The following is a 25,623-nucleotide window of genomic DNA, read 5'->3' on the forward strand; positions in this document are numbered from 1 at the left end:
GGAAAAGAGATGAATACCACCCAACTTACAGCGCTGTGCCAACGTTATCAGGCCACATTACTGGATGCAGATAATGAAGTGGTGCACATCGCCGTCGTGGAGGCCCCATCCCACGAGCTACTGGACGCACTGCATTTTGCGACTACCCGACGCATCGACATTGTTTGCTGGACGCGTCAGCAAATGGAAGGCCACACGCATACGCCACGCAAAATGCTCCCGACGGTCGTCACTAAAAGCAGTGCCAGCGCCGCAGACTTGCTGAATCAGACGTTCCAATCCGCTCTGGTGCAACGGGCTTCTGATATTCATTTTGAGCCAGCGGAAAGTCACTATCGGATCAGATTACGTGTGGATGGCGTACTGCATGTTTTACCGGAAGTCACAATCGAGATGGGTATCGCTATTACCGCAAGGTTAAAAGTTTTAGGCAGTCTGGATATTGCCGAGCATCGACTTGCGCAAGACGGACAATTTACCGTTGAGATTTCAGGAGAATCGGTCTCTTTTCGCATCGCCACCCTGCCCTGTCGCTTCGGCGAAAAAGTAGTGCTGCGGCTACTTCATCAGGTCAATCAAACGCTGGAACTCACTGCGCTGGGAATGCAGGACGCGCAGTTAGCAGCATTTTCACAAGCGTTGCAGCAGCCTCAAGGGCTGATTCTGGTCACCGGCCCCACAGGAAGCGGTAAAACGGTCACGCTGTACAGTGCGCTGCAAACCCGAAACACCCCGCAGGTGAATCTTTGCAGCGTGGAAGATCCGGTAGAGATCCCGATCGCCGGGCTTAACCAGACTCAAATTCATCCCCGCGCCGGTCTCACTTTTCAGGGCGTATTGCGCGCTCTGCTGCGCCAGGATCCCGACATTATCATGGTGGGTGAAATCCGCGATGGCGAAACGGCTGAAATAGCCCTTAAAGCCGCACAAACCGGTCATCTGGTGCTATCAACACTGCATACCAATTCCACCACTGAAACGCTGGTACGCCTGCAGCAAATGGGGGTTGCTCGCTGGATGATCGCCTCCGCGCTGACGCTCGTTATTGCCCAGCGGTTGGTAAGAAAACTGTGTCCCCACTGCCGACAACGTCTGGAAAAACCAATCACGCTCCCCGAAGCTGCCTGGCCTACGCCACTGCCACGTTGGCAAGCCGCTGGCTGCGAACACTGCTATCACGGATTTTATGGCCGTACCGCATTGTTTGAAGTGCTTCCCGTTACGCCCGCATTGCGCCAAAGCATCGCCAACGGGACGTCAGTAGACGCAGTAGAATCGGCTGCGCAGCAATTGGGGATGAGTACGCTGTTTGAAAATGGCTGTCAGGCCGTCGAACAAGGGCTAACAACATTTGAAGAGCTGATCCGCGTACTGGGCATGCCCCATGTCAGCTAAACAGCTTTGGCGCTGGCAAGGTATTAGCAACGAAGGTCATCCACAGGAAGGCGTACTGTGGGCTGATACCCGCCCCTCATTGATACTTGCTCTCGAACAACTGCATATTACGCCACTGCGCATTAACCGTATGCACATCAAAACTTCACACTGGAGTCGCGACAGAAGCGCCGAAACCGTACATCAACTGGCAACATTACTGAAAGCAGGACTAACGCTCTCGGCAAGCTTAACTCTGCTGGCTGAACAGCACCCGAGCAGCCAGTGGCAGGCGCTACTGCGCACGCTGGCTCACGATATGGAGCAGGGGATTTCGCTCTCCACCTCGCTATCGCAATGGCAACACGTTTTTCCGCCGCTTTATCAGGCAATGATCCGCACCGGAGAGCTTACAGGTAAGCTGGACGACTGCTGTTTTGAACTCGCGCGCCAGCAACAGAATCAACAGCAGCTCGCTGATAAAGTGAAAAAAGCCCTGCGCTATCCGATTATCATCATCACGATGGCAATGATGGTCGTATTTGCGATGTTGCAGTTTGTACTCCCTGAGTTTGCAGCCATCTACCGGACGTTCAACACTCCGCTACCGGTACTTACTCAGTGGATTATTGCCATCGCGCACTTTAGCAGCCAATGGGGATGGCTGGCAGTAGTATTCAGCATGGTTGCGATTGCGGTATATCACCTGATAAAACAACAACCCTACTGGCTTATTCTGCGCCAGAAATTTCTGCTCGGTCTTCCGGTCATTGGGCCAATGGTGAGAGGGCAAAAACTCACGCAAATCTTCACTGTTCTGGCATTAACGCAAAATGCAGGTATTCCTTTTCTGCAAGGCCTTGAGAGCGTAGCTGAAACGCTGGACAACCCTTTCTGGTCGCAACGATTAATACAAGTACATCACAACATCAGCACCGGAAAACCCATCTGGTTAGCGCTTAAAAATTGTGGTGAATTCAGCCCATTGTGTATACAACTGGTCAGAACAGGTGAAGCATCCGGCTCGCTGGATGCCATGCTGCGTAATCTGGCCCATCACCACGGCGATAAAACCTTGTCTCAGGCGGAGAATCTGGCTGCGCTACTTGAGCCTGCGCTGCTGATCGTTACGGGGGTGATTATCGGTACGTTGGTCGTCGCGATGTATTTACCGATTTTTCATTTGGGAGATGCGATGAGCGGGGTGGGATGACGCTGGCGCGAAGAACGCGCCAGCTATCATATTACAGGCTATTGAAAACGCGGTTTTCTTGTTCCTGTACACGAATAAACGTTGTACGTTTGGTCAGCTCTTTCAGACGGGAAGCACCGACATAGGTACAAGCAGAGCGCAGGCCGCCGAGGATATCGCGAGCGGTATTATCAACCGGGCCGCGCAGAGGCAGCTTAACGGTTTTACCTTCCGCTGCGCGGTACTGCGCAACGCCACCAACGTGACGCGTCATGGCAGATTCAGAGCTCATACCGTAGAACAGCATGAATTTCTCGCCGTTTTCTTCAACAATTTTGCCGCCGCTTTCTTCATGACCAGCTAACATACCGCCGAGCATAACGAAGTCTGCACCGCCGCCAAACGCTTTTGCCACGTCGCCAGGCATCGTGCAACCACCGTCGCTGACAATCATGCCCCCCAGACCGTGAGCAGCATCGGCACATTCAATAACCGCCGAAAGTTGCGGATAGCCAACACCGGTTTTTACACGCGTGGTACATACAGAACCCGGGCCAATGCCGACTTTAACAATGTCCGCGCCGGAAAGTACCAGCTCTTCGCACATTTCTCCGGTGACCACATTACCCGCACAAATCGTTTTTGTCGGCCATGCTTCACGTGCTTTCGACACAAACTGAACAAAATGCTCTGAGTAGCCATTTGCCACATCAATGCAGATAAAGTTCAGCGCTGGGTTGAGCGCCAGAATCTGTTTGGTTTTTTCGAAGTCTGCGTCAGACGTGCCGGTTGAAACCATTACGTGTTTGAGTACATCGGCAGAAGTCTCTGCGATGAATGCGGCCCAGTCTTCAACAGAATAGTGTTTGTGCACAGCGGTCAGGATGTCGAAGGATGCCAGCGCCGTTGCCATGGCAAACGTACCGACAGTGTCCATGTTCGCGGCAATAATGGGAACGCCGGACCAGGTCTGACCTGAATGCTTAAAGGTAAATTGACGTTCCAGCTCAACATCGGAACGGCTTTTGAGAGTAGAACGCTTAGGGCGGATAAGAACGTCTTTGAAACCTAACTTCAGATCTTCTTCGATACGCATGTGCGGATTCCTGGGGTTAATGGCGAAAAATCGAAACTCACAACTCCAGTGACGCTATCATACGCACTAATCAATGCCGCGCAAGACTGCGAAATTCTCTTTTTTTACGCTACAATCCCATAAATTTACCTGGCGAATAGCAGGTTAATCCTGCAGCAGCCTCGCCTTCGCACGCTTAACTTTTAACTGTTTGATAATCAAACTTAAACTCCGGGATCTGCATCTATGAGGTATACGGTAGCCTTAACCGGCGGCATTGGCAGTGGTAAAAGCACCGTTGCAAATGCGTTCGCTGACCTCGGAATAAACGTCATTGATGCAGATATTATTGCGCGCCAGGTGGTTGAACCCGGCACACCCGCCCTTAAGGCGATTGAAGAACATTTTGGTTCCGAGGTGATCGCCGCAGACGGCTCGTTGCAGCGACGCATTTTACGCGAACGCATTTTTTCCGCCCCAGAGGAGAAAAAATGGCTGAATGCCCTGCTCCATCCGCTTATTCAGCAGGAAACGCAGCGCCAGTTTCAGCAAGCGACGTCCCCTTATCTGTTGTGGGTTGTACCTTTGCTGGTGGAAAATTCGCTGTATAAAAAAGCCAACCGCGTACTGGTGGTAGATGTTAACCCCGAAACACAGCTCAGACGCACTATGCGGCGTGATGACGTCACGCGTGAGCATGTGGAACAAATTCTTGCTGCTCAGGCAACGCGTGAAGCGCGTTTGGCCGTGGCAGACGATGTTATTGATAATAATGGCGCACCGGAAGCCATCGCTTCGGATGTCGCCCGCCTGCACGCGCTCTATTTGCAATGCGCGTTGCAGTTTGTCTCACAGGAAAAACCGTAATGCACACCCAGGTCCTTTTTGAACACCCTCTCAATGAGAAGATGCGTACATGGCTGCGCATTGAGTTTTTAATCCAACAGCTCTCCGTTAATTTACCCATTGCGGACCATGCAGGTGCACTGCATTTTTTCCGTAATATCGGAGATTTACTGGATGTATTTGAACGCGGTGAAGTCCGTACCGAACTCCTCAAAGAGCTGGAAAGACAACAGCGTAAACTCCAGGCCTGGGTTGAAGTTCCCGGCGTCGATCAAAGCAGGATCGACGCTTTGCGCCAGCAGTTAAAAAGCGCAGGCAGCATTCTGATTTCGGCCCCGCGGATTGGACAAACGCTGCGCGAAGATCGTCTGATTGGCCTCGTGCGTCAACGTTTAAGCATTCCTGGCGGGTGCTGCAGTTTCGATCTGCCAACCCTGCATATCTGGTTACATTTACCGCAATCACATCGCGACGCGCAGGTTGAAACCTGGCTTGCCAGCCTGAATCCGCTCAATCAGGCGCTGTCGCTGGTGCTGGATTTAATTCGCAACTCTGCGCCGTTTCGTAAGCAAACCAGCCTGAATGGTTTTTACCAGGACAACGGCGAAGATGCGGATCTTCTTCGCTTGCAGCTGCCGCTTGATTCGCAGCTTTATCCGCAAATCTCTGGTCATAAGAGCCGTTTTGCCATTCGCTTTATGCCGCTGGATAGCGAGAATGGCCAGGTGCCTGAGCGTCTAGATTTTGATCTGGCGTGCTGTTAAGGAGTCAACATGTCTGAACAAACCATCGTCAACTGCCCAACCTGCGGCAAACCCGTCGTGTGGGCTGAAGTCAGTCCGTTTCGCCCATTCTGCAGCAAGCGCTGCCAGTTAATCGATCTCGGTGAGTGGGCTGCAGAAGAGAAACGTATCCCAAGCTCAGGCGACTTGTCGGAAAGCGACGACTGGAGTGAAGAACAGAAGTAATTCAACTAAAACGGAGGGCGAGCAAGCGTACAGCCCCGCCCTAATTTGCCGGATACGGCGTTACCTTATCCGGCTTACGCGCGACGAACACCATTAACCAGCAATCAGCTTTTCAATGACCGGTGCATTCGCAGGCGGGAAATCTTCCGCATTCAAAGCATGTTGCCCAATCCACTGCGCTGGCTGCCCCTCTTTTCCCCATGGCTCGCCTTCCCAGCTTTCAACCAGCCAGAACCACAGCGTAATATGTCTGTCCGGAAACTGATACTCCAGCTTTTCGAACAACGAGCTTTGAGTCGGCGTAATACCAACTTCTTCCTGTAGCTCGCGAACCAGCGCCTGTTCCGGCGTTTCGCCCGCTTCAATTTTTCCGCCGGGGAACTCCAGCTTATTTGCCATGTGGGCATCCGCCGCACGCTGGGTTATAAAAATTTCATGTTGCGGATTACGAATAATTCCGACGGCGATCTGCAGTATTTTCATCTTTATCTTCCATAAAAAAGGCGCAGAATTCTGCGCCTTTTCAGTAAGTTATTTACTTAGCTCAGACGGCCATGGCACTGTTTGTATTTTTTGCCGGAACCGCAAGGACACGGATCGTTACGACCCACTTTACGATCGCCGGTTTGTGCCGCCAGCTCTTCTGCCGCAGCAGAATCATCACCTTTATGGCTCAGTTGCTGCATCTGCGCTAAACGTTCAGCTTCTTCGCGACGCTGCTGCTCCATCGCTTCTACTTCTTCAGGCATACGCACCTGAACTTTGCTCAGGGTGCTGATCACTTCGTACTTCAGTGATTCCAGCATTGATGCAAACATAGAGAAGGATTCACGCTTGTATTCCTGTTTCGGATCTTTTTGCGCATAACCACGCAGGTGGATACCCTGACGCAGATAGTCCATCGCCGCAAGGTGCTCTTTCCACAGGGAGTCGAGAGTTTGCAGCATCACGCCTTTTTCAAAGTGACGCATCATCTCCGCACCCACAACTTCTTCTTTACGCTGATAAACTTCTACGGCGTTTGCCAGAATTCGTTCGCGCAGCGTTTCTTCGTGCAGCTCAGGCTCCTTATCCAGCCACTCTGAAATCGGCATATCCAGATCGAAGTCGTTTTTCAGACGTTCCTGCAGACCCGGGATATCCCACATTTCTTCCAGAGATTGTGGCGGAATATAGGCATCAATCGTTGCTTTGAAGACATCTTCACGGATGCTGTTGATGGTTTCGCTAACGTCAGATACGTCCAGCAGTTCGTTACGCTGGGTGTAGATTGCGCGACGCTGGTCGTTGGCGACATCATCATATTCCAGCAATTGCTTACGAATGTCGAAGTTGCGACTTTCCACTTTACGCTGCGCGTTAGCAATCGCTTTGGTGACCCACGGGTGTTCAATCGCTTCACCTGGCTTCATACCCAGTTTACGCATCATGCCGGACACGCGGTCAGAGGCAAAAATACGCATCAGCGCATCTTCCATCGACAGATAGAAACGAGAAGAACCCGCATCCCCCTGACGTCCAGAACGACCACGCAGCTGGTTATCGATACGGCGAGATTCATGACGCTCAGTACCAATAATATGTAAACCACCGGCAGCTAACACTGCGTCATGGCGAACCTGCCAGGCGGCTTTGATCTGCGCGATTTGTTCCGGAGTCGGGTTTTCCAGCTCGGCAACTTCCGCCTGCCAGCTACCGCCCAGCACGATATCGGTACCACGACCCGCCATGTTAGTGGCGATTGTCACGGCCGACGGGTAACCCGCCTGCGCGACGATATCCGCTTCGCTGGCGTGGAACTTGGCGTTCAAAACGTTATGTTTGATACCAGCTTTGGTCAGTTCGTTAGAGACCACTTCAGATTTTTCAATAGAGATAGTACCCACCAGCACCGGCTGGCCATTTGCGGTACGTTCTTTAATATCTTCAATGATCGCCTGAATTTTTTCCGCTTCAGTCATGTACACCAGATCCGGTAAATCCTTACGAATCATCGGACGGTTGGTCGGCACAACCACGGTATCCAATTTGTAGATGGAGCTGAATTCAAAGGCTTCAGTATCTGCGGTACCGGTCATACCAGCCAGTTTTTCATACAAACGGAAGTAGTTCTGGAAGGTAATGGATGCCAGCGTCTGGTTCTCGTTCTGGATATCAACACCTTCTTTGGCTTCAACGGCCTGGTGCAGACCATCAGACCAGCGACGGCCCTGCATAGTACGGCCGGTGTGTTCGTCGACGATGATAACTTCGCCATCTTTTACGATGTAGTCGACATCGCGGGTAAACAGCACATGCGCGCGCAGTGCGGCTGTCACGTGGTGCATCAGCATAATGTTGCCAGGAGAGTACAGAGACTCGCCTTCATCCATAATACCTTCGTTAACCAGCAGCTCTTCAATCAGTACCAGACCACGTTCGGTCAGGTTAACCTGGCGCGCTTTCTCATCAACAGAGAAGTGGCCTTCCCCCTGGAACGTGTCGGAATCTTCCTTCTCCTGACGAATCAGGTGTGGGATGATTTTGTTCACTTTTTTATACATTTCCGAGCTGTCTTCAGCCGGACCGGAAATGATCAGCGGCGTACGCGCTTCATCGATCAGGATGGAGTCGACTTCATCGACCAGCGCATAATGCAGTTTACGCTGAACACGCTCTTCCGGGCTAAACGCCATGTTGTCGCGCAGGTAGTCAAAACCGTATTCGTTGTTAGTACCGTAAGTAATATCGGCATTGTAGGCCTCACGCTTGGCTGGCGCTGGCAGGCCAGACATATTGATCCCTACGGTCATGCCGAGGAATTCAAACAGCGGGCGGTTATTTTCGGCGTCACGCTGAGCCAGGTAGTCGTTCACGGTCACCACGTGTACACCCTTCCCGCTCAATGCGTTCAGGTAGGCAGGCAGCGTCGCGGTCAAGGTTTTACCTTCACCGGTACGCATTTCCGCGATACAGCGATCGTTAAGCACCATGCCGCCGAGCAGCTGGACGTCGAAGTGACGCATGCCGAATACGCGCTTACTCGCTTCACGGACCACCGCGAACGCTTCCGGGATTAGGCTCTCAACGCTGGCGCCTTTTTCCAGACGGGCGCGGAATTCAGCGGTCTTCGCTTTCAGTTCATCATCGGAGAGTTTTTCCATCTCCGGTTCCATTGCGTTGATAACATTGACCACTTTACGCATACGACGCAGCGTACGCTCGTTACGGCTACCGAATACTTTTGTTAATAATTTGATTAGCATAATAAAATCTCAAACGCCCCGCGGTGCGGAGTCAAAAATTATAAGTTGAAAGGTTCTTTTTTAGCTGAGGCGTTGAGGACCAGCGCGGATACCCTGCAACTGGCTGATCCAGACCGGAACGCTAAACGCGGCCTGAGAGGTAAAATGGGTATATGTCACGCGACTCACGGTCGCGGGCGGTCTGCCTTCTTGCGTCAGCATCGCGCTGAGCGTATTCAGCAACGCAAGATGGTGCGCCTGGATTGGCAACGGCTCTTCGGCAACAGGCAACGCCTGAGGAGCCATAGCAAAAGAAAGATGGCGAATAACCGTACGAATGGCATGCTGATGCCAGTAATCGACGGTAAAATTAGGGCGACGATTGGTCGCTTCCAGCAAAGCAAGCTGGCTAAAGTTAACTTTACCGGATTGATCGTGATTGCTGGCGGTCGCCTTCGCAGGGGTATTGGGTTCAGCAGCATTACTGAGCGCGGGCAGGCCAAAACTCGCCGCGACCATCCCCAACAGGAGATGCGGCCAGAAGTACCGTCTGCCTAACTGTCGCCAACGCGTCAGTATTCCACTCACGTTTTTGCCACCTGATATACCCTGCGTTTGGGGTTACGAATGCAAAACATTTTTTTGCGCACGAATCTTATCATTAAAGCGTACGCTCCACAGCAGTAATGACAACCAGCCATGGGTAAATATGCTCAAGAAAGCAGCGATCGCACACTATTTTAACCTAGTGGCAGGGAAAAATTTGCGTTGGAAAAGACTGCGTTAATGAGTACATAAAAAAACGACTGGCTCACCTGGCCGGAGAGAGTGCCAGATTTACCAGTCGAATTTATACGACAGCGTATGTCGTTATGCCAGTACGGTCGAAGGTGCTTTGAACGCCAGAGGCAGTTCTGCATCGTCCTGGAAGGTCACATATTCCCAGGCTTCCTGTTTTGCCAGGACTGCCTGCAACAGTTTGTTATTCAATGCATGACCGGATTTATACGCGGTGAATGCACCAATAATGTTGTGACCACACATGAACAAGTCACCAATCGCGTCGAGCATTTTGTGACGAACGAATTCGTCTTCAAAACGCAGACCGTCTTCGTTCAATACGCGATAATCGTCAACAACGATGGCACAATCGAAGCTGCCGCCCAAGGCCAGGCCACGGGACTGCAGATATTCGATATCACGCATGAAGCCGAAAGTACGCGCACGGCTGATCTGGCGCATGAACGCATCTGCAGAGAAGTTCATCGCATAGCGCTGCGTGCTGGCATCAATCGCCGGATGGTTAAAGTCGATGGTAAAATCCAACGAGAAACCATTAAACGGTTTGAATTCAGCCCACTTATCGCCATCTTCGACACGAACGGTCTCTTTGATGCGAACAAATTTCTTAGCGCTGTTCAGTTCTTCAATACCCGCATCGAGCAGCAGGTATACGAATGGAGCAGCACTACCATCCATGATCGGGATTTCCGGGGCGTTAACTTCAATAACAATGTTATCGATACCTAAGCCCGCCAGAGCAGCGTTAAGGTGCTCTACGGTTGAAATCCGCACATCATGCTCATTGACCAGACACGTACAGAGCATGGTATCACGCACAGATTTGGCATCGGCCGGGAAATCTACCGGAGGATTCAAGTCGGTGCGACGATAGATGACCCCGGTGTTGGCCGGCGCAGGGCGTAGCGTCAGCGTGACTTTTTTGCCGGTATGTAAACCGACGCCAGTCGCCTGAACGATACGTTTAAGTGTCCTTTGTTTGATCATCGTATAATCTCGCCAAATTAACTATCCAACCGAAGTGTACTATACATTCGGCGGGCCAGTTTAGCACAAAGAGCGCAGATTCCCAAATTCCAGCTAATTCTTAATCAGCTTGCTTACGCAGGAATGCTGGGATATCCAGATAATCCGGCTCTTTAGTGGTTTGCGGCGTATTGTCGTTAACCACTTTCGCTACCGGTTTTTGCTCTTGCGTCAACGGCGCCATGCCGTGTTGCTGGTAACGATCCATTACCGGCTGTTGTACCTGCTTGTTGGTTACCAGAGTGATTTCAGGACGCTTGTCCATACCAATTCCAGTCGCAACAACGGTTACGCGCAGTTCGTCGTTCATATCCGGGTCCAGAGAGGTACCGATTACCACGGTCGCGTTATCCGATGCAAAGGCACGGATGGTGTTACCCACGGTTTCGAATTCATCCAGACGCAGGTCGAAGCCCGCAGTAATGTTGACCAGCACGCCACGTGCGCCGGACAGATCGATGTCTTCCAACAGCGGAGAAGAAATTGCCATTTCAGCCGCTTCTTCTGCACGATCTTCACCGCTCGCCACGCCAGAACCCATCATTGCGTAGCCCATTTCAGACATCACGGTACGCACGTCTGCAAAGTCGACGTTCATCAGACCCGGACGGGTAATCAGTTCAGCGATACCCTGTACTGCGCCTTTCAGCACGTCATTCGCTGCGCCAAACGCATCCAGCAGGGAGATCCCGCGACCCAGCACTTTCAACAGTTTGTCATTCGGGATAGTGATCAGAGAGTCCACGTGTTTGGACAGCTCAGTGATACCCTGCTCCGCGAATGCCATACGCTTCTTGCCTTCAAAGTTGAAAGGCTTGGTCACGACAGCAACGGTCAGGATACCTAAATCTTTTGCCACTTCAGCCACTACTGGCGCTGCACCAGTACCGGTACCGCCGCCCATGCCAGCGGCGATAAACACCATGTCTGCACCGTCAAGCGCTGCACGCAGAGCTTCACGATCTTCATCTGCCGCATTGCGACCGACTTCCGGGTTTGCACCCGCGCCCAGACCTTTGGTGATGCCGCTACCAATCTGAATGGTCTGTCCTACCGCCGTCTTACGCAACGCCTGCGCGTCGGTATTCACCGCGAAGAATTCAACACCTTCGATGCGCTCGCGCACCATGTGTTCAACGGCATTACCGCCACCGCCGCCGACGCCGATGACTTTAATCACCGCGTCATTGGTAAGTTCCATAGGTTCAAACATAGTTTCTCTCTCCGTTGTGCCTGTCGCCTGAGACCGTTAATGTGCGTCGGTCTCTTTAAAAATTAAAACTCTTTTCTCAGCCAGCTATTGAGTCGTTTGATCCACGAGCCAACTGATGCCGTTACGCGTTTTTCTACTTCAGCCTCACCACTCAAATGGGATTCTTTCCCGTAGTGAAGCAGCCCCACCGCCGTTGAATAATACGGCTCCTGAGCATAATCCGTCAGACCAGTAATATTCAGCGGTGCGCCAATACGCACTTGCGTATGGAACACACGCTGTGCGCAGGCCGCAAGGCCTTCAATTTGCGCAGCACCGCCGGTTAACACAATCCCCGCCGCCAGATGATGTTTCACACCCTGCTGACGAAGCTGTTCTTGTAATTGCAAAATTTCTTCGTTGACCAGGTTGAGCAGCTCGGTATAACGCGGCTCAATGACCTCTGCCAGAGTCTGACGTTGCAGGCTACGCGGTGGACGCCCCCCCACGCTTGGCACTTCAACGCTCTCGTCTTTACCCACGATGGAACCCAGTGCGCAACCATGACGCACTTTGATGGCTTCGGCATCGCTTGGCGGCGTACCAAAGGCATACGCGATATCGCTGGTCACGACATTCCCTGCATAAGGGATAACTTTAGTGTGGCGCAACGCCCCGCCAGTATAAACGGCGATGTCCATTGTACCACCACCAATATCGACCACGCAGACACCCAGCTCACGTTCATCTTCCGTCAAGACGGAATAACTGGCTGCCAACCCAGCAAAAATCAGTTGGTCAACTTTCAGACCACAACGTTCAACAGCTTTGACGATGTTCTTCGCCATGTCGTTGTGGCAGGTTATAAGGTGGACTTTTGCCTGCATACGCACGCCGGAAAGACCTACCGGATTTTTGATACCTTCCTGGTAGTCAATGGCGTATTCCTGCGGAATAACGTGCAGAACGCGATGTTCATCGCGAACACGTACGGACTTTGCCGTATGAACCACGTTTTCCACATCTTCCTGCGTCACTTCCTCTTCGGAAATGGGCACCATACCAATTTCATTCTGACAGCTAATGTGTTTACCGGAAAGCGCCAGATACACAGAGGAGATCTGGCAATCTGCCATCAGCTCAGCCTGGTCAATGGCGCGCTGTACGCACTTCACCACAGACTCAAGGTCGTTCACCCCGCCTTTATCCATACCTCGCGATGGGCAACTGCCCACGCCAATGATATTGACCATACCGTCGGGCAGAACTTCCCCTACTAAAGCGGCTACCTTCGCGGTGCCAATCTCCAGTCCAACTACCAGTTTTCTGTCCGTCGCCTTGATCATTGTTGTTCTGCCTGTGCCTGATTCTGTTGCTGATTAGATTCCTCAGGAGGCAAGGGAACCCAGCCTACTGCCGCTCCTGAGTCATAACGCAAATCAACGTAGCTAATCCGTTTGCCATCGGTTTGCGCCTGCTGCTGTAAAACCGGGTAGAGTTCCACAAAGCGAGCCAAACGTTTTATCGTATCGCCCCTGCCCAGATTCAGCTTAATATCGTTATTCAGCGTCAACTGCCAGGAACGACGAGCGGTCATTGCCGCTTCCTTCAGGGTGAATCTATCCTTAGCCAGCACCTGCCCCATGTCACGGAACCCTTGCAACACTTCACTCGCGCTGCCTTCCGGCCCGTACAACATGGGTAATACCTGCTTATTGGCCCGACCGGTTGGGACGCTGAACGTATTTCCTTCGGCATCCACCATATGTTGGTCATTCCAACGCGCTATTGGCACATATTCAACCAGATGAATCTTCAATTCATCAGGCCATTGCTTTCTGACGCTCGCCTGTTTGATCCAGGGGAGACGTTCAATCTGGCTCTGGATGATGTTCACATCCTGAGTCATAAAGGTTCCCGGAGCGCCCAGCGCCAGGATGGACTGACGGATATCGTCATTGCGCGTGTAATGCCGTTCACCGGTTAACACCAGTTTTGACAATGGCAAACGCTGCGCATCTTCCATCCATCCCAATACTACCCAGCCGCTGACAAACACGGTGCACAGCACTGTCAACAGAAACAGTATTCCTGCAAGACGCGTTCCATTATTGCGGCGTGAGGAGTTTACTTCTTCTTCATCACCGTTTCGTGTGTTCAGCGCAGCCTGCGACATATCAGTCCGCCAACTCCAGAATTCGTACCACCAACTGCGAGAAGCTCAAACCCGCCTGACGCGCCGCCATCGGCACCAGGCTGTGGCTGGTCATACCCGGAGAGGTATTGGCTTCCAGCAGATAAAACTGGTCATCGCTGTCCAGCATGACGTCAATACGGCCCCAACCTTTACAGCCCAATGCGGTCCATGCTTTCAGGACTAATTCCTGCAAACGGGCCTCTTGTTCGACTTCCAGACCTGCTGGGCAGAAATATTGTGTCTCATCAGAGAGATACTTCGCCTCATAATCATAGAAGGTTCCCGCGGGTTGGATACGTATTGACGGTAAAATTTCTTCGCCGAGCATCGCAACTGTAAATTCCGAGCCACTGAGCCATTTTTCAATCAGTACTTCTTCATCATGCTGAAAAGCCAATGCTAATGCACCATGCAAAGCATTTTCTTCTTCAACTTTTGACATCCCTACGCTAGAGCCTTCACGGCTTGGCTTCACAATTAGCGGCAGGCCTAACGCAGAAATTTTTGTAACCACTTCATCGCTAAGACCTTTTTCGAACTCAGCGCGGGTCAGCGCAACCCAAGGTGCGACGGGTAAACCTGCGCCCTGCCACAGCAACTTGCTGCGCAGTTTGTCCATCGAAATCGCGGAAGCCATGACGCCGCTGCCGGTATACGGCAGGCCAATCAGCTCCAGCATGCCCTGCAACGTGCCATCTTCACCACCACGACCATGCAGCGCAATAAACGCCTTCTGAAAACCCATTGATTTCAGAAGAGTGACATCAACCTCTTTTGGGTCAATCGGATGGGCATCCACACCACCCTCACGTAACCCAGCCAGCACGGCCGCGCCGGAATTCAGCGATACTTCACGCTCTGCGGAGGTTCCCCCTAACAGGACCGCGATTTTATCAGCCATGTTGTCCTTCCTCCGGGTTTTGCGGCTTCAGTTTGATTTCAGCTAAGGAACGCGCGATTTTGCCGATATTTCCAGCGCCTTGCACCAAAATCAGATCGTTGCCGGTTAATACGGGGGCCAACATTTCAGCCGCCAGGGCCGGATCGGAGACCAGAATCGGATCGATCTTACCGCGACTGCGAATAGTACGGCACAGCGAGCGGCTGTCAGCACCCGGAATCGCGGCTTCGCCTGCGGCATACACATCCAGCATCAGCAGCGCATCGACCTGGGTCAGCACGTTGGCAAAGTCGTCGTATAAATCGCGCGTACGTGTGAACCGGTGCGGCTGGAACAGCATCACCAAATTTTTGTCCGGCCAGCCCGCGCGCGCAGCTTTGATCGTGGCGTCAACTTCCGTTGGGTGATGACCATAATCATCAACCAGCATCGCAGTCCCGGTTTTACCGTTCACCGGCTCAAGCGGGAATTCACCGAGGAAGTCAAAACGACGCCCGGTCCCCTGGAAACTTTCCAGCGCACGTAAAATAGCCTCGTCTTCAATACCTTCTTCTGTCGCGACCGCCACCGCCGCCGCCGCATTCAGGGCATTGTGGCGACCCGGCGCGTTTAACGTAACGCGTAAATCAGCCATCCCCTGGCGCAGCAGCGTAAAGTGCCCTTGTGGGCCGATCTGCTGGTAATCTTCAACGCGCACATCGGCATCGTCGCTAAAACCATAGGTTGTGGTTTGACGGCCGACTCGCGGTAACAGTTCGCGGATCACCGGATCGTCAACACACATCACCGCACGACCATAAAACGGCAAGTTATGCAGGAAATTTATAAACGTCTGCTTTAAATTTTCGAAGTCGCCATGGTAGGTATCCATATGGTCAGCTTCGATATTGGTGACAATCGCCACCATCGGCTGCAAATGCAGGAATGATGCGTCGCTCTCATCCGCTTCGGCAATCAAATAACGGCTATGACCCAGACGCGCATGGACGCCTGCTGCTTTCACCAGACCACCGTTGACGAAAGTCGGATCCAGACCCGCTTCCGCATAGATGCTGGAGACCATCGCCGTGGTCGTGGTTTTACCGTGCGTCCCGGCAATGGCGATACCGTGACGAAAACGCATTAACTCCGCCAGCATTTCAGCACGACGGATCACCGGAATGCGCGCTTCATGCGCCGCAACAATTTCCGGGTTATCTGCAGAAATAGCGCTGGATACCACCACCACGCTCGCATCACGCACGTTTTCCGGGCGGTGATTAAAGAAAATCGTGGCGCCCAGATTCGTCAACTGCTGCGTCACCGGATTCGGCGCTAAGTCAGAACCGCTGATCTGATAACCTTCATTGGCCAAAACTTCGGCAATACCGCCCATACCAGCACCACCGATGCCGACAAAGTGAATGTGCCGAACGCGACGCATTTCGGGCACGATGGAACGCAGTTTTGCCAGTTGTTGTGTATTCATTCTTTAGCCATTAACTTCTTAGTTCATGCGATGCAAAAGGCATCACCACAATTACGCCCGGGCAGCCCGGCTCACTTCGTTTGCAACACGCTCTGTGGCATCCGGTATGGATGCGGCGCGCGCACGTTCTGCCATGGTTAATAAGGTTTCTCGCGACCACCCGGCAAGGGTGCTGGCGACGGCATCCACAGTAAACTGCGGCTGCTCAAGAATTTTGGCCGCGCCCGCTTTCTCCAGCGGCAGCGCATTCCAGTATTGCTGTCTGTCTTTGTGCTGGAACGGTACAAACAGCGCAGGCAAACCTGCGGCGGCAATTTCGCTCACCGTCAGCGCACCTGAGCGACAGACCACGACATCCGCCCACGCGTAAGCTGCCGCCATATCATCAATAAACTCAGTGACCTTGTGTTGCGGTTGTCCCGCGTCGACATAAGCCTGCTCAACGGTTTGCTGCGCACCTTTACCGCTCTGATGCCAGATAGTCACCGCATCACCAAGCCTGGCGGCAACCTGCGGCATCGTCTGGTTAAGCACGCGTGCGCCCTGAGAACCACCGACGACCAGCACGCGAACCGGACCTTCACGTCCAGCCAGACGCGCTTCAGGTAATGGCAGCGCCAGCACGTCAGTACGTACCGGGTTGCCCACCACATCTGCATTTGGGAATGCGCCAGGAAAGGCTTGCATCACCTTCGTTGCAATCTTCGCCAGCCATTTGTTGGTTAATCCAGCAATGCCGTTCTGCTCATGCAGAACCACCGGAATGCCTAATGACCAGGCCGCCAGACCGCCAGGGCCAGACACGTAGCCGCCCATACCCAGCACCACATCAGGCTTAAACTGCTTCATGATGGCGCGCGCCTGACGCCAGGCATTAAAAATACGCACGGGCGCGGCAAGCAGTGCGTTAATGCCTTTGCCACGCAAACCGGAGATGCGAATAAAGTCAATTTCAATGCCATGTTTCGGCACTAAGTCCGCTTCCATACGATCGGCGGTGCCCAGCCAACGAACCTGCCAGCCCTGCGCCATTAAATGGTGCGCGACCGCCAGCCCCGGGAACACATGCCCGCCGGTACCGCCCGCCATCACCATTAACCGCTTCGGTTGACCACTCATCGTGCACCTCGTGTAAACGCCTGGGCTTTTTCCAGACGCGTTTCATAATCAATACGTAACAAAAACATGATGGCCGTCGACATAATCAACAAACTGGAACCACCATAACTGATCAGCGGCAACGTCAGACCTTTGGTTGGCAGCATACCTGCCGCCGCACCGACATTTACCAGCGCCTGAAAGCTAAACCAGATCCCGATGGAGCAGGCTAAAAAGCCTGAAAAACGGTGATCAATTTCCAGCGCTTTACGACCAATCGACATCGCGCGAAAAGCGACGAAGAATACCATTAAAAGTGCCAATACCACACCGATATAACCCAGCTCCTCCCCAATGATGGCGAAGATGAAGTCGGTGTGCGCTTCCGGTAAATACTCCAGTTTTTGTACTGAATTACCTAAGCCTTGTCCCCAAACCTCACCGCGACCAAAAGCCATCAGAGATTGTGTCAGCTGGTAACCGCTGCCGAACGGATCTTCCCACGGGTTCCAGAAAGAAGTTACGCGGCGAATACGATACGGCTCGGCAAGGATCAGCAGTACGACCGCCGAAATCCCCATGCCGATGATGGCGATGAACTGCCACAGTTTCGCGCCGGCGAGAAACAGCATCGCCAAAGTAGTAACAAACAGCACCACCACCGTACCAAGGTCAGGCTGCGCCAGCAGTAAAATAGCCAGCACCAGGATCACGCCCATCGGTTTTAAGAAGCCGCGCAGGTTGTTACGCACCTCATCCACTTTACGCACCAGGTAATTGGCGAGATAACAGAACAGCGACAGCTTGGTAAATTCTGCTGGCTGAATACGCAGCGGACCCAACGCAATCCAGCGCGACGCCCCGTTAACGGAGCTACCCACCACCAGCACGATCAGCAGCATGATGATTGAGGCTATCAGCATCGTCGTACTGTACTTTTGCCAGAACTCCATCGGCAGACGCAGCGTCACCATCGCCAGACAAAACGCGAGGAAGATGTACAACGCGTCACGCTTAGCAAACAGGAAAGGATCACCCGCCAGGCGTTGCCCTACGGGCATCGATGCCGATGTCACCATCACGAAGCCGATAGCCGCCAAACCAAAGGTTAGCCACAGCAGCATGCGGTCATACATGATCAGGCTGTCGGCGTCTTTATCACGCGAAGCCATCACCCAGCCTTTAAGCGCCGCGAAGATCCACGCCAGGACACCCAGTCCTGGTAAGCGCGGCAGTCTCAGACGAGGGAGAGATAAGCGCATCAACCCAACTCCTTCGCCAGACGGGCAAAGACATCACCGCGTTGCTCAAAGTTCTTGAACTGATCGAGGCTGGCGCAGGCTGGCGACAGCAGCACCATATCGCCCGACTTCACGCGCGGCGCAAGCAGACGCATAGCCTGCTCCATAGTTTCAGTTTGTTCCGCAATCTCAGGTCGCAGAGCGGCGAGTTGCGCGCCATCGCGGCCAAAGCAGTACAGACGAATGTTATTGCCGGTCAGGTAACGCTGCAGCGGCATAAAGTCAGCGGATTTCCCGTCGCCGCCCAGCAGCAGGTGCAGCGTGCCGTCAACGTGCAGGCCATTCAGTGCGGCTTCAGTGCTGCCGACGTTGGTGGCTTTAGAATCGTTAATCCAGCGTACGCCGTTATGGTTCAGCACCAACTGAAAACGGTGCGCCAGACCGGTAAAGGTGGTCAGCGCTTTCAGACTCGACGCCCGTGGTAAACCTGCGGCATCCGCCAGCGCCAGCGCAGCCAGGGCGTTGGTATAGTTATGCTGACCTGAAAGCGTCATCTCTTTCACGTTGAGGACTTTTTCCCCTTTCACCCGCAGCCAGGTTTCGCCCTGCTGACGATTCAGGTGATAGTCCCCCATATTGACGCCAAAGCTCACGCAGCGCTCATCCGCCCCGCGAATCGGCATGGTCAGCGCATCATCGGCGTTGACCACACATACTTTCGCGTTCTCATAGACGCGCAGTTTGGCCGCACGGTACTGCTGCAGGCCAAACGGATACCTGTCCATATGATCTTCGGTGACGTTCAAAATGGTGGCCGCCACGGCCTGTAAACTGGAGGTTGTTTCCAGTTGGAAGCTCGACAGCTCGAGAACATACAGCTCGCGTTCGTCGTCCAGCAGCATCAGCGCAGGCAGGCCAATATTACCGCCAACCCCCACATTCACACCGGCAGCTTTCGCCATCTCGCCGACCAGCGTAGTGACGGTACTTTTCCCGTTGGACCCGGTGATCGCGACGATCGGCGCCTGAGCTTCGCGACAAAACAGCTCAATGTCGCCAACAATTTCAATCCCGGCATCAGCAGCAGCGCTCAACGAAGGGTGCGCCAGGGCAATACCAGGGCTGGCGACGATGAGATCGGCAGCCAGCAGCCAGTCATCATTCAGGCTACCAACATGACGCTCAACCGCTTCCGGTAATTTATCCAGACCAGGCGGCGTCGCACGGGTATCCATCACGCGCGGCGTCACGCCACGCGCCAGGAAGAAATCCACGCAGGACAGTCCGGTCAACCCCAGACCGATAATGACGACTTTTTTACCCTGGTAATCAGCCATGATTAACGTACCTTCAGCGTTGCCAGGCCAATCAGCACCAGCATCAGCGAAATAATCCAGAAGCGCACAATGACGCGCGGTTCCGGCCAGCCCTTCAGTTCATAGTGGTGGTGAATCGGCGCCATACGGAAGATGCGCTGTCCGCGCAGCTTAAATGAGCCAACCTGCAGAATGACCGACAGCGTTTCTACAACAAATACGCCGCCCATGATCACCAGCAGGAACTCCTGACGCAGCAGCACGGCAATAATGCCCAGCGCGCCGCCCAGCGCCAGCGATCCGACGTCGCCCATAAAGACCTGCGCCGGATAGGTGTTAAACCACAGGAAGCCCAGGCCCGCGCCGACAATCGCCGTACAGACGATCACCAGCTCACCCGCATGACGTAAATAGGGAATGTGCAGATAGCTGGCGAAGTTCATGTTACCGGTCGCCCACGCCACCAGCGCAAAACCTGCGGCGACGAACACAGTCGGCATAATGGCAAGGCCATCCAGACCGTCGGTGAGATTGACCGCGTTGCCGGTCCCCACAATCACGAAGTACGCCAGCAGAACATAGAACAGACCCAGTTGCGGCATCACGTCTTTAAAGAACGGCACCACCAACTCGGTCGCCGGAGTATCTTTACCGGCCAGATACAGCGCAAAGGCCACGCCCAGCGCAATCACCGACATCCAGAAATATTTCCAGCGCGCAATCAGGCCTTTGGTGTCTTTGCGTACTACTTTGCGGTAGTCATCGACAAAACCGATAATGCCGTAACCGATCAGAACCACCAGCACGCACCAGACGTACGGGTTCGACGGGTATGCCCACAACAGAACAGAGATAACAATTGCGGTGAGGATCATAATCCCGCCCATGGTAGGCGTACCGCGTTTACTGAAGTGCGATTCCGGACCGTCGTTACGCACGACCTGTCCGAAGGACATTTTTTGCAAGCGGGCGATCATGCGCGGGCCCATCCACAAAGAGATGAACAGCGCGGTCAGCAGGCTGACGATGGCGCGAAACGTCAGATAGGAAAAGACGTTAAAGCCGGAATAATATTTGACCAAATGTTCGGCCAGCCAAACTAACATGTCCCATTCTCCTGTAATGCGCGTACTACCTCTTCCATGGCGGCACTACGTGAACCCTTCACTAAAATCGTCATGACCTGATGTTCTGCAATCAATGCTTTAAGATGCGCGGTCAGCGCGGTTTTATCCGCAAAATGCTCACCAACGCCGCTGGCATGGCTAATTGCCTGACTCAGTTTCCCTGTACTCAGCACACGGTCGATACCCGCCGCCTTCGCAGCGATACCCACCTGCACGTGACATGCTTCGCTTTCCGCGCCAAGCTCTGCCATATCGCCAACCACCAGCACGCGATAGCCTGGCATTTCAGACAGCACCTGTACCGCTGCGGTCATGGATCCGACGTTAGCGTTATAGGAGTCGTCCAGCAGCAGTTGGTTTTCTGCCAGTTGAATCGGGAACAGACGCCCCGGTACCGCTTGCAAATCCTTCAGACCCGCTTTGATCGCATCGTGTGTCGCGCCTACCGCCATAGCGAGCGCCGCCGCCGCCAGGGCGTTAGCAATGTTATGGCGACCCGGCAGCGGTAGCAGAACATCAATGCTTCCGGTTGGCGTTTGCAGCGTAAATTCCGTGCCGTGTGAGGTCACATGTACGTTGGCCGCCGAAAAGTCGCTGTTAGCCGCATTCGGCGAAAAACGCCAGACTTTGCGATTGCCGATAATGTTCTGCCAGTTCAGCCAGTCGTTGTTGTCGGCATTCATAATGGCGATACCGTTCGCTGACAGGCCGGTAAAAATCTCACCTTTTGCCTTCGCTACGCCCGCCAGAGAGCCGAAACCTTCCAGATGCGCGGCGGCAAGGTTGTTCACCAGCGCGGCTTCCGGGCGAGTCAGGCCAACGGTCCAGGCGATTTCACCCTGATGATTGGCGCCGAGCTCAATCACGGCATAGTCGTAATCGTTGTTTAAGCGCAGCAGCGTCATCGGAACGCCGATGTCGTTATTCAGGTTTCCCGCGGTATATAACGTGTTGCCACACTTACTCAAAATGGAGGCCGTCATCTCTTTGACTGACGTTTTACCAGAAGAGCCGGTCAACGCGACAACACGCGCCGGAACCTGGGCGCGTACCCACGCTGCCAGTTCACCAAACGCCAGACGCGTATCGTTAACAATCAACTGCGGCAGATCGGTGTCCAGAGGACGGCTGACCAACAGCGCGCCCGCCCCGCTCTCTTGTGCCTTGTCGGCAAAATCATGAGCGTCAAAACGTTCGCCTTTCAGTGCCACAAACAGGCAGCCTGGCGTCACTTTACGCGTATCGGTTGTCACCGCATCAAGGGTCAGATCGGCCCCTTTCAGTTCGCCACGGAGGATCTCAGCCAGTTGGCTGAGCGTTACGCTAATCATGCGATTACCCCCAGCAGGCGCGCTGCCGTTACGCGGTCAGAATAGTCAAGGCGCTGTGCGCCGACGATCTGGTAGTCTTCGTGACCTTTCCCGGCCACCAGCACCACGTCGTTTTCCTTCGCCTGCATAATGGCGTTTGTCACCGCTTCTGCGCGACCTTCCATCACCTTCGCCTGCCCGGCATCCAGCATCCCCGCCAGAATATCGTTAATAATGGCGCGCGGCTCTTCGGTACGCGGGTTGTCATCGGTCACCACAACAACATCTGCAAACTGCTCGGCAATTGCGCCCATCAACGGACGTTTGCCTTTATCGCGATCCCCGCCGCAGCCAAAGACGCACCACAGTTTGCCAGTGCAGTGCAAACGCGCTGCCTGCAGCGCTTTTTCCAGCGCATCTGGCGTATGGGCGTAATCAACCACCACGGTGGTTTTACCCGGTGCGCTGAACACTTCCATACGCCCGCAAACCGGCTGTAATTGTGCCGCCGTTTTCAGTAAATCAGCTAACGGATACCCCAGCGCCAGCAGCGTTGCCAGCGCCAGCAGCAGATTGCTGACGTTAAACGCCCCCATCAGGCGGCTTTCAATTTCGCCGTCGCCCCATGAGGAGGAAAATCGAATCGTCGCGCCGCTGTCGTGATAATCCACGTCAATCGCTTTTAACCAACGACCGTGACAGTTCGGGTTGATATGGCCTTCCATCGACACAGCAACCGCATCCGGCAATTTTGCCAGCCAGCGACGACCGACTTCATCATCCGCATTGACAATAGCCTGACCGCAATGGTGCGTGGAATACAGCAGCCATTTCGCGGCTTCGTAGTGCTCCATATCGCCGTGGTAATCCAGATGATCGCGGCTCAGGTTGGTGAATACCGAGGCGGCAAACTTCAGCGCCGCCACACGATGTTGCACCAGACCGTGCGAGGAGACTTCCATCGCGCCCACCGTGGCACCCTGCGCAACCAGCCCTGCCAGCACATGCTGGACATCAACGGCTGAACCGGTGGTGTTTTCCGTTGGGATCACTTTACCCAACAGGCCATTGCCTACCGTGCCCATTACCGCGCTGGTTTCACCAAGCAGTTGGCTCCACTGTGCCAGCAATTGGGTGGTGGTGGTTTTACCGTTCGTCCCGGTCACGCCGACCAGACGCATTTTCTCAGAAGGCTCGTGGTAAAAACGGCCTGCCAGTGCAGATAAGCGTTCGTTAAGCTGGCTCAGATAGATAACCGGTACACCGTGCATTTCGCGGATTTCACCGTCAGCAGCTTCATCTTTTGCTTCTGCAATAATGGCAGCCACACCTTGCGCTATCGCCTGCGGGATATACCGACGCCCGTCCGCCTGATGACCCAATACTGCGACAAAGAGATCGCCTGATGCAGCCACACGGCTGTCGAGCGTCATCTCCCGCAGTGCTCGCTCCGGTGCACCCGGCACCCATGGAGCAAGAAGGTCGCGCAAATTACGATCTGCCACCTGTTGCCTCGCCTTGATTATTCACAAATTCATTTTTATCGCCCGTTGTCAGCGCATCCGGCTCGATGTTCATGGTGCGCAGAACGCCGCCCATGATGGCACCAAAGACCGGCGCGGAAACGGCGCCACCGTAGTATTTACCCGCCTGCGGATCGTTGATAACAACAACCAGCGCGAAGCGCGGCTGACTCGCAGGCGCAACGCCTGCGGTATAAGCAATGTATTTGTTGATGTAGCGGCCATCCGGCCCCACTTTTTTCGCCGTACCGGTTTTAATGGCGATACGATAGCCTTTAATCGCCGCCTTCACGCCGCCGCCACCGGGCAGCGCCACGCTTTCCATCATGTGCACCACGGTGCGTACGGTCGCTTCCGGGAAGATACGCTCGCCCGGAACGGGAGGATCAACTTTGGTAATCGACAGCGGGCGATAAACGCCATAGCTGCCGATCGTTGCGTAGACTCGCGCTAACTGTAACGGCGTTACCATCAGCCCGTAGCCGAAAGAGAAGGTGGCCCTCTCTATGTCAGACCACCGTTGTTTTTGAGGATATAAGCCACTGCGTTCTCCGACCAACCCCAAATTGGTCGCTTTTCCCAGCCCAAAACGTGAGTAAGTGTCTACTAACGCTGAGGACGGCATCGCTAACGCCAGCTTGGAAACACCGACGTTACTCGACTTCTGCAAAACCCCGGTGAGGGTCAATTCGCTATAACGCGCCACGTCTTTGATTTCGTGGCCATTAATTCGGTAAGGGATAGTGTTGAGCACGGTGTTTTCGCGTACTACGCCACGCTGCAGCGCCGTCATCACCACCATCGGCTTAACGGTAGAACCCGGTTCAAACACGTCGGTAATGGTACGGTTGCGCATAGCGTCTTTCGGCGTACCGGTGAGATTGTTTGGGTTGTAAGACGGGCTGTTCGCCATCGCCAGCACTTCACCAGTATTTACATCCACCAGCACCGCACTGCCTGATTCCGCCTTGTTAAAGGCCACAGCGTTATTCAGTTCACGGTAGACCAGTGCCTGTAAACGCTCATCAATACTCAGCGCAAGGTTATGCGCCGCCTGGCTGTCGGTAGAGGAAATATCCTCAATGACGCGGCCATAACGGTCTTTACGTACAATACGCTCACCCGGTTGTCCGGTGAGCCATTTGTCGAAGCTTTTCTCAACGCCTTCAATCCCCTGACTGTCGACGTTAGTAAAACCGATGAGGTGAGCGGTCACTTCTCCGGAAGGATAGTAACGGCGGGACTCTTCACGCAGGTTAATCCCTGGCAGCTTGAGTTTTTTGATGTAGTCAGCCATGTCAGGGTTTACCTGACGTGCCAGATAGATAAAGCGTCCTTTCGGGTTGGCGTTAATGCGGGAAGCCAGTTGATCAAGCGGGATATTCAGGGCCGTCGACAGCGCTCGCCAGCGCTCGCCAACGCTCACGCCGCCTGCATCATGCACCTCTTTCGGATCGGCCCAAATCGCCTTCACCGGTACGCTCACCGCCAGCGGACGTCCTGAACGGTCGGTAATCATTCCGCGCGAGGTGGACACTTCCTGGACGCGCAGAGAGCGCATATCGCCCTGACGTACCAGCATGTCCGGCGCGATGATTTGCAGCCAGGCAACGCGCCCCAGCAGAAAACCCAGTGCCAGCAAAATACAGCCGCACAGTAACGCAAAACGCCAACTGATAAAGTTGGCTTGTTCTTCCTGGCGTTTTGGTTTGTGCGTTTTTGCCGCTGCTTTCATGCGTCGCGT

At 53.8% G+C, this 25,623-nt stretch carries 22 protein-coding genes; 5 read left to right on the plus strand and 17 right to left on the minus strand.

Annotated elements, in window-relative coordinates; genetic code table 11:
• Positions 1-9 precede the first annotated feature (9 nt).
• A complete protein-coding gene (gene gspE, locus NMD08_RS21510; protein WP_151216746.1) occupies positions 10-1,395 on the plus strand; it encodes a type II secretion system protein GspE in 1,386 nt (461 codons plus the stop codon).
• Positions 1,385-2,587 (plus strand): protein transport protein HofC, encoded by a 1,203-nt coding sequence (gene hofC, locus NMD08_RS21515; protein WP_370619019.1) that lies wholly within the window; start codon positions 1,385-1,387, stop codon positions 2,585-2,587. Before gspE ends, hofC begins: the two co-directional genes overlap by 11 nt.
• A gap of 31 nt (positions 2,588-2,618) precedes the next feature.
• On the opposite strand, the gene NMD08_RS21520 is transcribed toward hofC, so the two are convergent.
• On the minus strand, positions 2,619-3,662 hold the full coding sequence (locus NMD08_RS21520) for a GMP reductase (RefSeq protein ID WP_003018732.1): 1,044 nt from the start codon (positions 3,660-3,662) through the stop codon (positions 2,619-2,621).
• 225 nt (positions 3,663-3,887) lie between these two features.
• Between NMD08_RS21520 and coaE the strand changes: the two genes are divergently transcribed.
• The 3 genes from coaE to yacG are packed head-to-tail and all read left to right on the plus strand — an operon-like array spanning position 3,888 to position 5,455.
• Positions 3,888-4,508: a dephospho-CoA kinase gene (gene coaE, locus NMD08_RS21525; RefSeq protein WP_370619021.1), complete on the plus strand. Its 621-nt coding sequence runs from the start codon at positions 3,888-3,890 to the stop codon at positions 4,506-4,508.
• A complete protein-coding gene (gene zapD, locus NMD08_RS21530) occupies positions 4,508-5,251 on the plus strand; it encodes a cell division protein ZapD (RefSeq protein ID WP_151216745.1) in 744 nt (247 codons plus the stop codon). The genes coaE and zapD overlap by 1 nt, the downstream gene beginning before the upstream one ends.
• Positions 5,252-5,260: 9 nt before the next feature.
• Complete coding sequence (gene yacG / locus NMD08_RS21535) at positions 5,261-5,455, plus strand: DNA gyrase inhibitor YacG (protein WP_003018740.1); 195 nt, start codon at positions 5,261-5,263, stop codon at positions 5,453-5,455.
• 93 nt (positions 5,456-5,548) lie between these two features.
• Here the strand turns inward: yacG and mutT are convergent, their stop codons facing one another.
• From mutT to ftsI, 16 genes are all read right to left on the minus strand, one after another.
• Complete coding sequence (gene mutT, locus NMD08_RS21540; protein ID WP_151216744.1) at positions 5,549-5,938, minus strand: 8-oxo-dGTP diphosphatase MutT; 390 nt, start codon at positions 5,936-5,938, stop codon at positions 5,549-5,551.
• A gap of 56 nt (positions 5,939-5,994) precedes the next feature.
• Positions 5,995-8,700, minus strand: a complete 2,706-nt coding sequence (gene secA / locus NMD08_RS21545; protein WP_151216743.1) for a preprotein translocase subunit SecA — start codon at positions 8,698-8,700, stop codon at positions 5,995-5,997.
• Between the two features lie 60 nt (positions 8,701-8,760).
• Positions 8,761-9,267, minus strand: a complete 507-nt coding sequence (gene secM, locus NMD08_RS21550) for a secA translation cis-regulator SecM (protein WP_151216742.1) — start codon at positions 9,265-9,267, stop codon at positions 8,761-8,763.
• 282 nt (positions 9,268-9,549) lie between these two features.
• Positions 9,550-10,467 carry a UDP-3-O-acyl-N-acetylglucosamine deacetylase gene (gene lpxC / locus NMD08_RS21555; protein WP_003018750.1) on the minus strand — a complete coding sequence of 306 codons (918 nt, stop codon included), beginning with the start codon at positions 10,465-10,467 and terminating at the stop codon, positions 9,550-9,552.
• Between the two features lie 100 nt (positions 10,468-10,567).
• Positions 10,568-11,719 carry a cell division protein FtsZ gene (gene ftsZ, locus NMD08_RS21560; protein WP_003018753.1) on the minus strand — a complete coding sequence of 384 codons (1,152 nt, stop codon included), beginning with the start codon at positions 11,717-11,719 and terminating at the stop codon, positions 10,568-10,570.
• Positions 11,720-11,781: 62 nt separating this feature from the next.
• Positions 11,782-13,044 carry a cell division protein FtsA gene (ftsA, locus tag NMD08_RS21565; protein ID WP_003018755.1) on the minus strand — a complete coding sequence of 421 codons (1,263 nt, stop codon included), beginning with the start codon at positions 13,042-13,044 and terminating at the stop codon, positions 11,782-11,784.
• On the minus strand, positions 13,041-13,874 hold the full coding sequence (gene ftsQ / locus NMD08_RS21570) for a cell division protein FtsQ (protein WP_003018758.1): 834 nt from the start codon (positions 13,872-13,874) through the stop codon (positions 13,041-13,043). The genes ftsA and ftsQ overlap by 4 nt, the downstream gene beginning before the upstream one ends.
• Before the next feature lies 1 nt (position 13,875).
• On the minus strand, positions 13,876-14,796 hold the full coding sequence (locus NMD08_RS21575) for a D-alanine--D-alanine ligase (protein ID WP_210904431.1): 921 nt from the start codon (positions 14,794-14,796) through the stop codon (positions 13,876-13,878).
• A complete protein-coding gene (gene murC / locus NMD08_RS21580) occupies positions 14,789-16,264 on the minus strand; it encodes a UDP-N-acetylmuramate--L-alanine ligase (protein WP_151216741.1) in 1,476 nt (491 codons plus the stop codon). The genes NMD08_RS21575 and murC overlap by 8 nt, the downstream gene beginning before the upstream one ends.
• Before the next feature lie 51 nt (positions 16,265-16,315).
• On the minus strand, positions 16,316-17,383 hold the full coding sequence (murG, locus tag NMD08_RS21585; protein WP_278238263.1) for an undecaprenyldiphospho-muramoylpentapeptide beta-N-acetylglucosaminyltransferase: 1,068 nt from the start codon (positions 17,381-17,383) through the stop codon (positions 16,316-16,318).
• On the minus strand, positions 17,380-18,624 hold the full coding sequence (ftsW, locus tag NMD08_RS21590) for a cell division protein FtsW (RefSeq protein ID WP_149691212.1): 1,245 nt from the start codon (positions 18,622-18,624) through the stop codon (positions 17,380-17,382). Before ftsW ends, murG begins: the two co-directional genes overlap by 4 nt.
• Positions 18,624-19,940 (minus strand): UDP-N-acetylmuramoyl-L-alanine--D-glutamate ligase, encoded by a 1,317-nt coding sequence (gene murD / locus NMD08_RS21595; protein WP_151216738.1) that lies wholly within the window; start codon positions 19,938-19,940, stop codon positions 18,624-18,626. Before murD ends, ftsW begins: the two co-directional genes overlap by 1 nt.
• A gap of 2 nt (positions 19,941-19,942) precedes the next feature.
• Positions 19,943-21,025, minus strand: coding sequence for a phospho-N-acetylmuramoyl-pentapeptide-transferase (mraY, locus tag NMD08_RS21600; RefSeq protein ID WP_045439803.1), 1,083 nt, complete (start codon positions 21,023-21,025; stop codon positions 19,943-19,945).
• Entirely contained in the window at positions 21,019-22,377 is a 1,359-nt protein-coding gene (murF, locus tag NMD08_RS21605; RefSeq protein WP_187259103.1) for a UDP-N-acetylmuramoyl-tripeptide--D-alanyl-D-alanine ligase, read from the minus strand. Before murF ends, mraY begins: the two co-directional genes overlap by 7 nt.
• Positions 22,374-23,861, minus strand: coding sequence for a UDP-N-acetylmuramoyl-L-alanyl-D-glutamate--2,6-diaminopimelate ligase (gene murE, locus NMD08_RS21610; protein WP_151216737.1), 1,488 nt, complete (start codon positions 23,859-23,861; stop codon positions 22,374-22,376). The genes murF and murE overlap by 4 nt, the downstream gene beginning before the upstream one ends.
• The gene (gene ftsI, locus NMD08_RS21615) at positions 23,848-25,614 is read right to left on the minus strand and encodes a peptidoglycan glycosyltransferase FtsI (protein ID WP_370619024.1); all 1,767 of its coding nucleotides are present in this window, start codon (positions 25,612-25,614) and stop codon (positions 23,848-23,850) included. The genes murE and ftsI overlap by 14 nt, the downstream gene beginning before the upstream one ends.
• Positions 25,615-25,623 lie beyond the last annotated feature (9 nt).

The organism is Citrobacter meridianamericanus, assembly GCF_041320245.1.
Classification (GTDB): Bacteria; Pseudomonadota; Gammaproteobacteria; order Enterobacterales; family Enterobacteriaceae; genus Citrobacter; species Citrobacter meridianamericanus.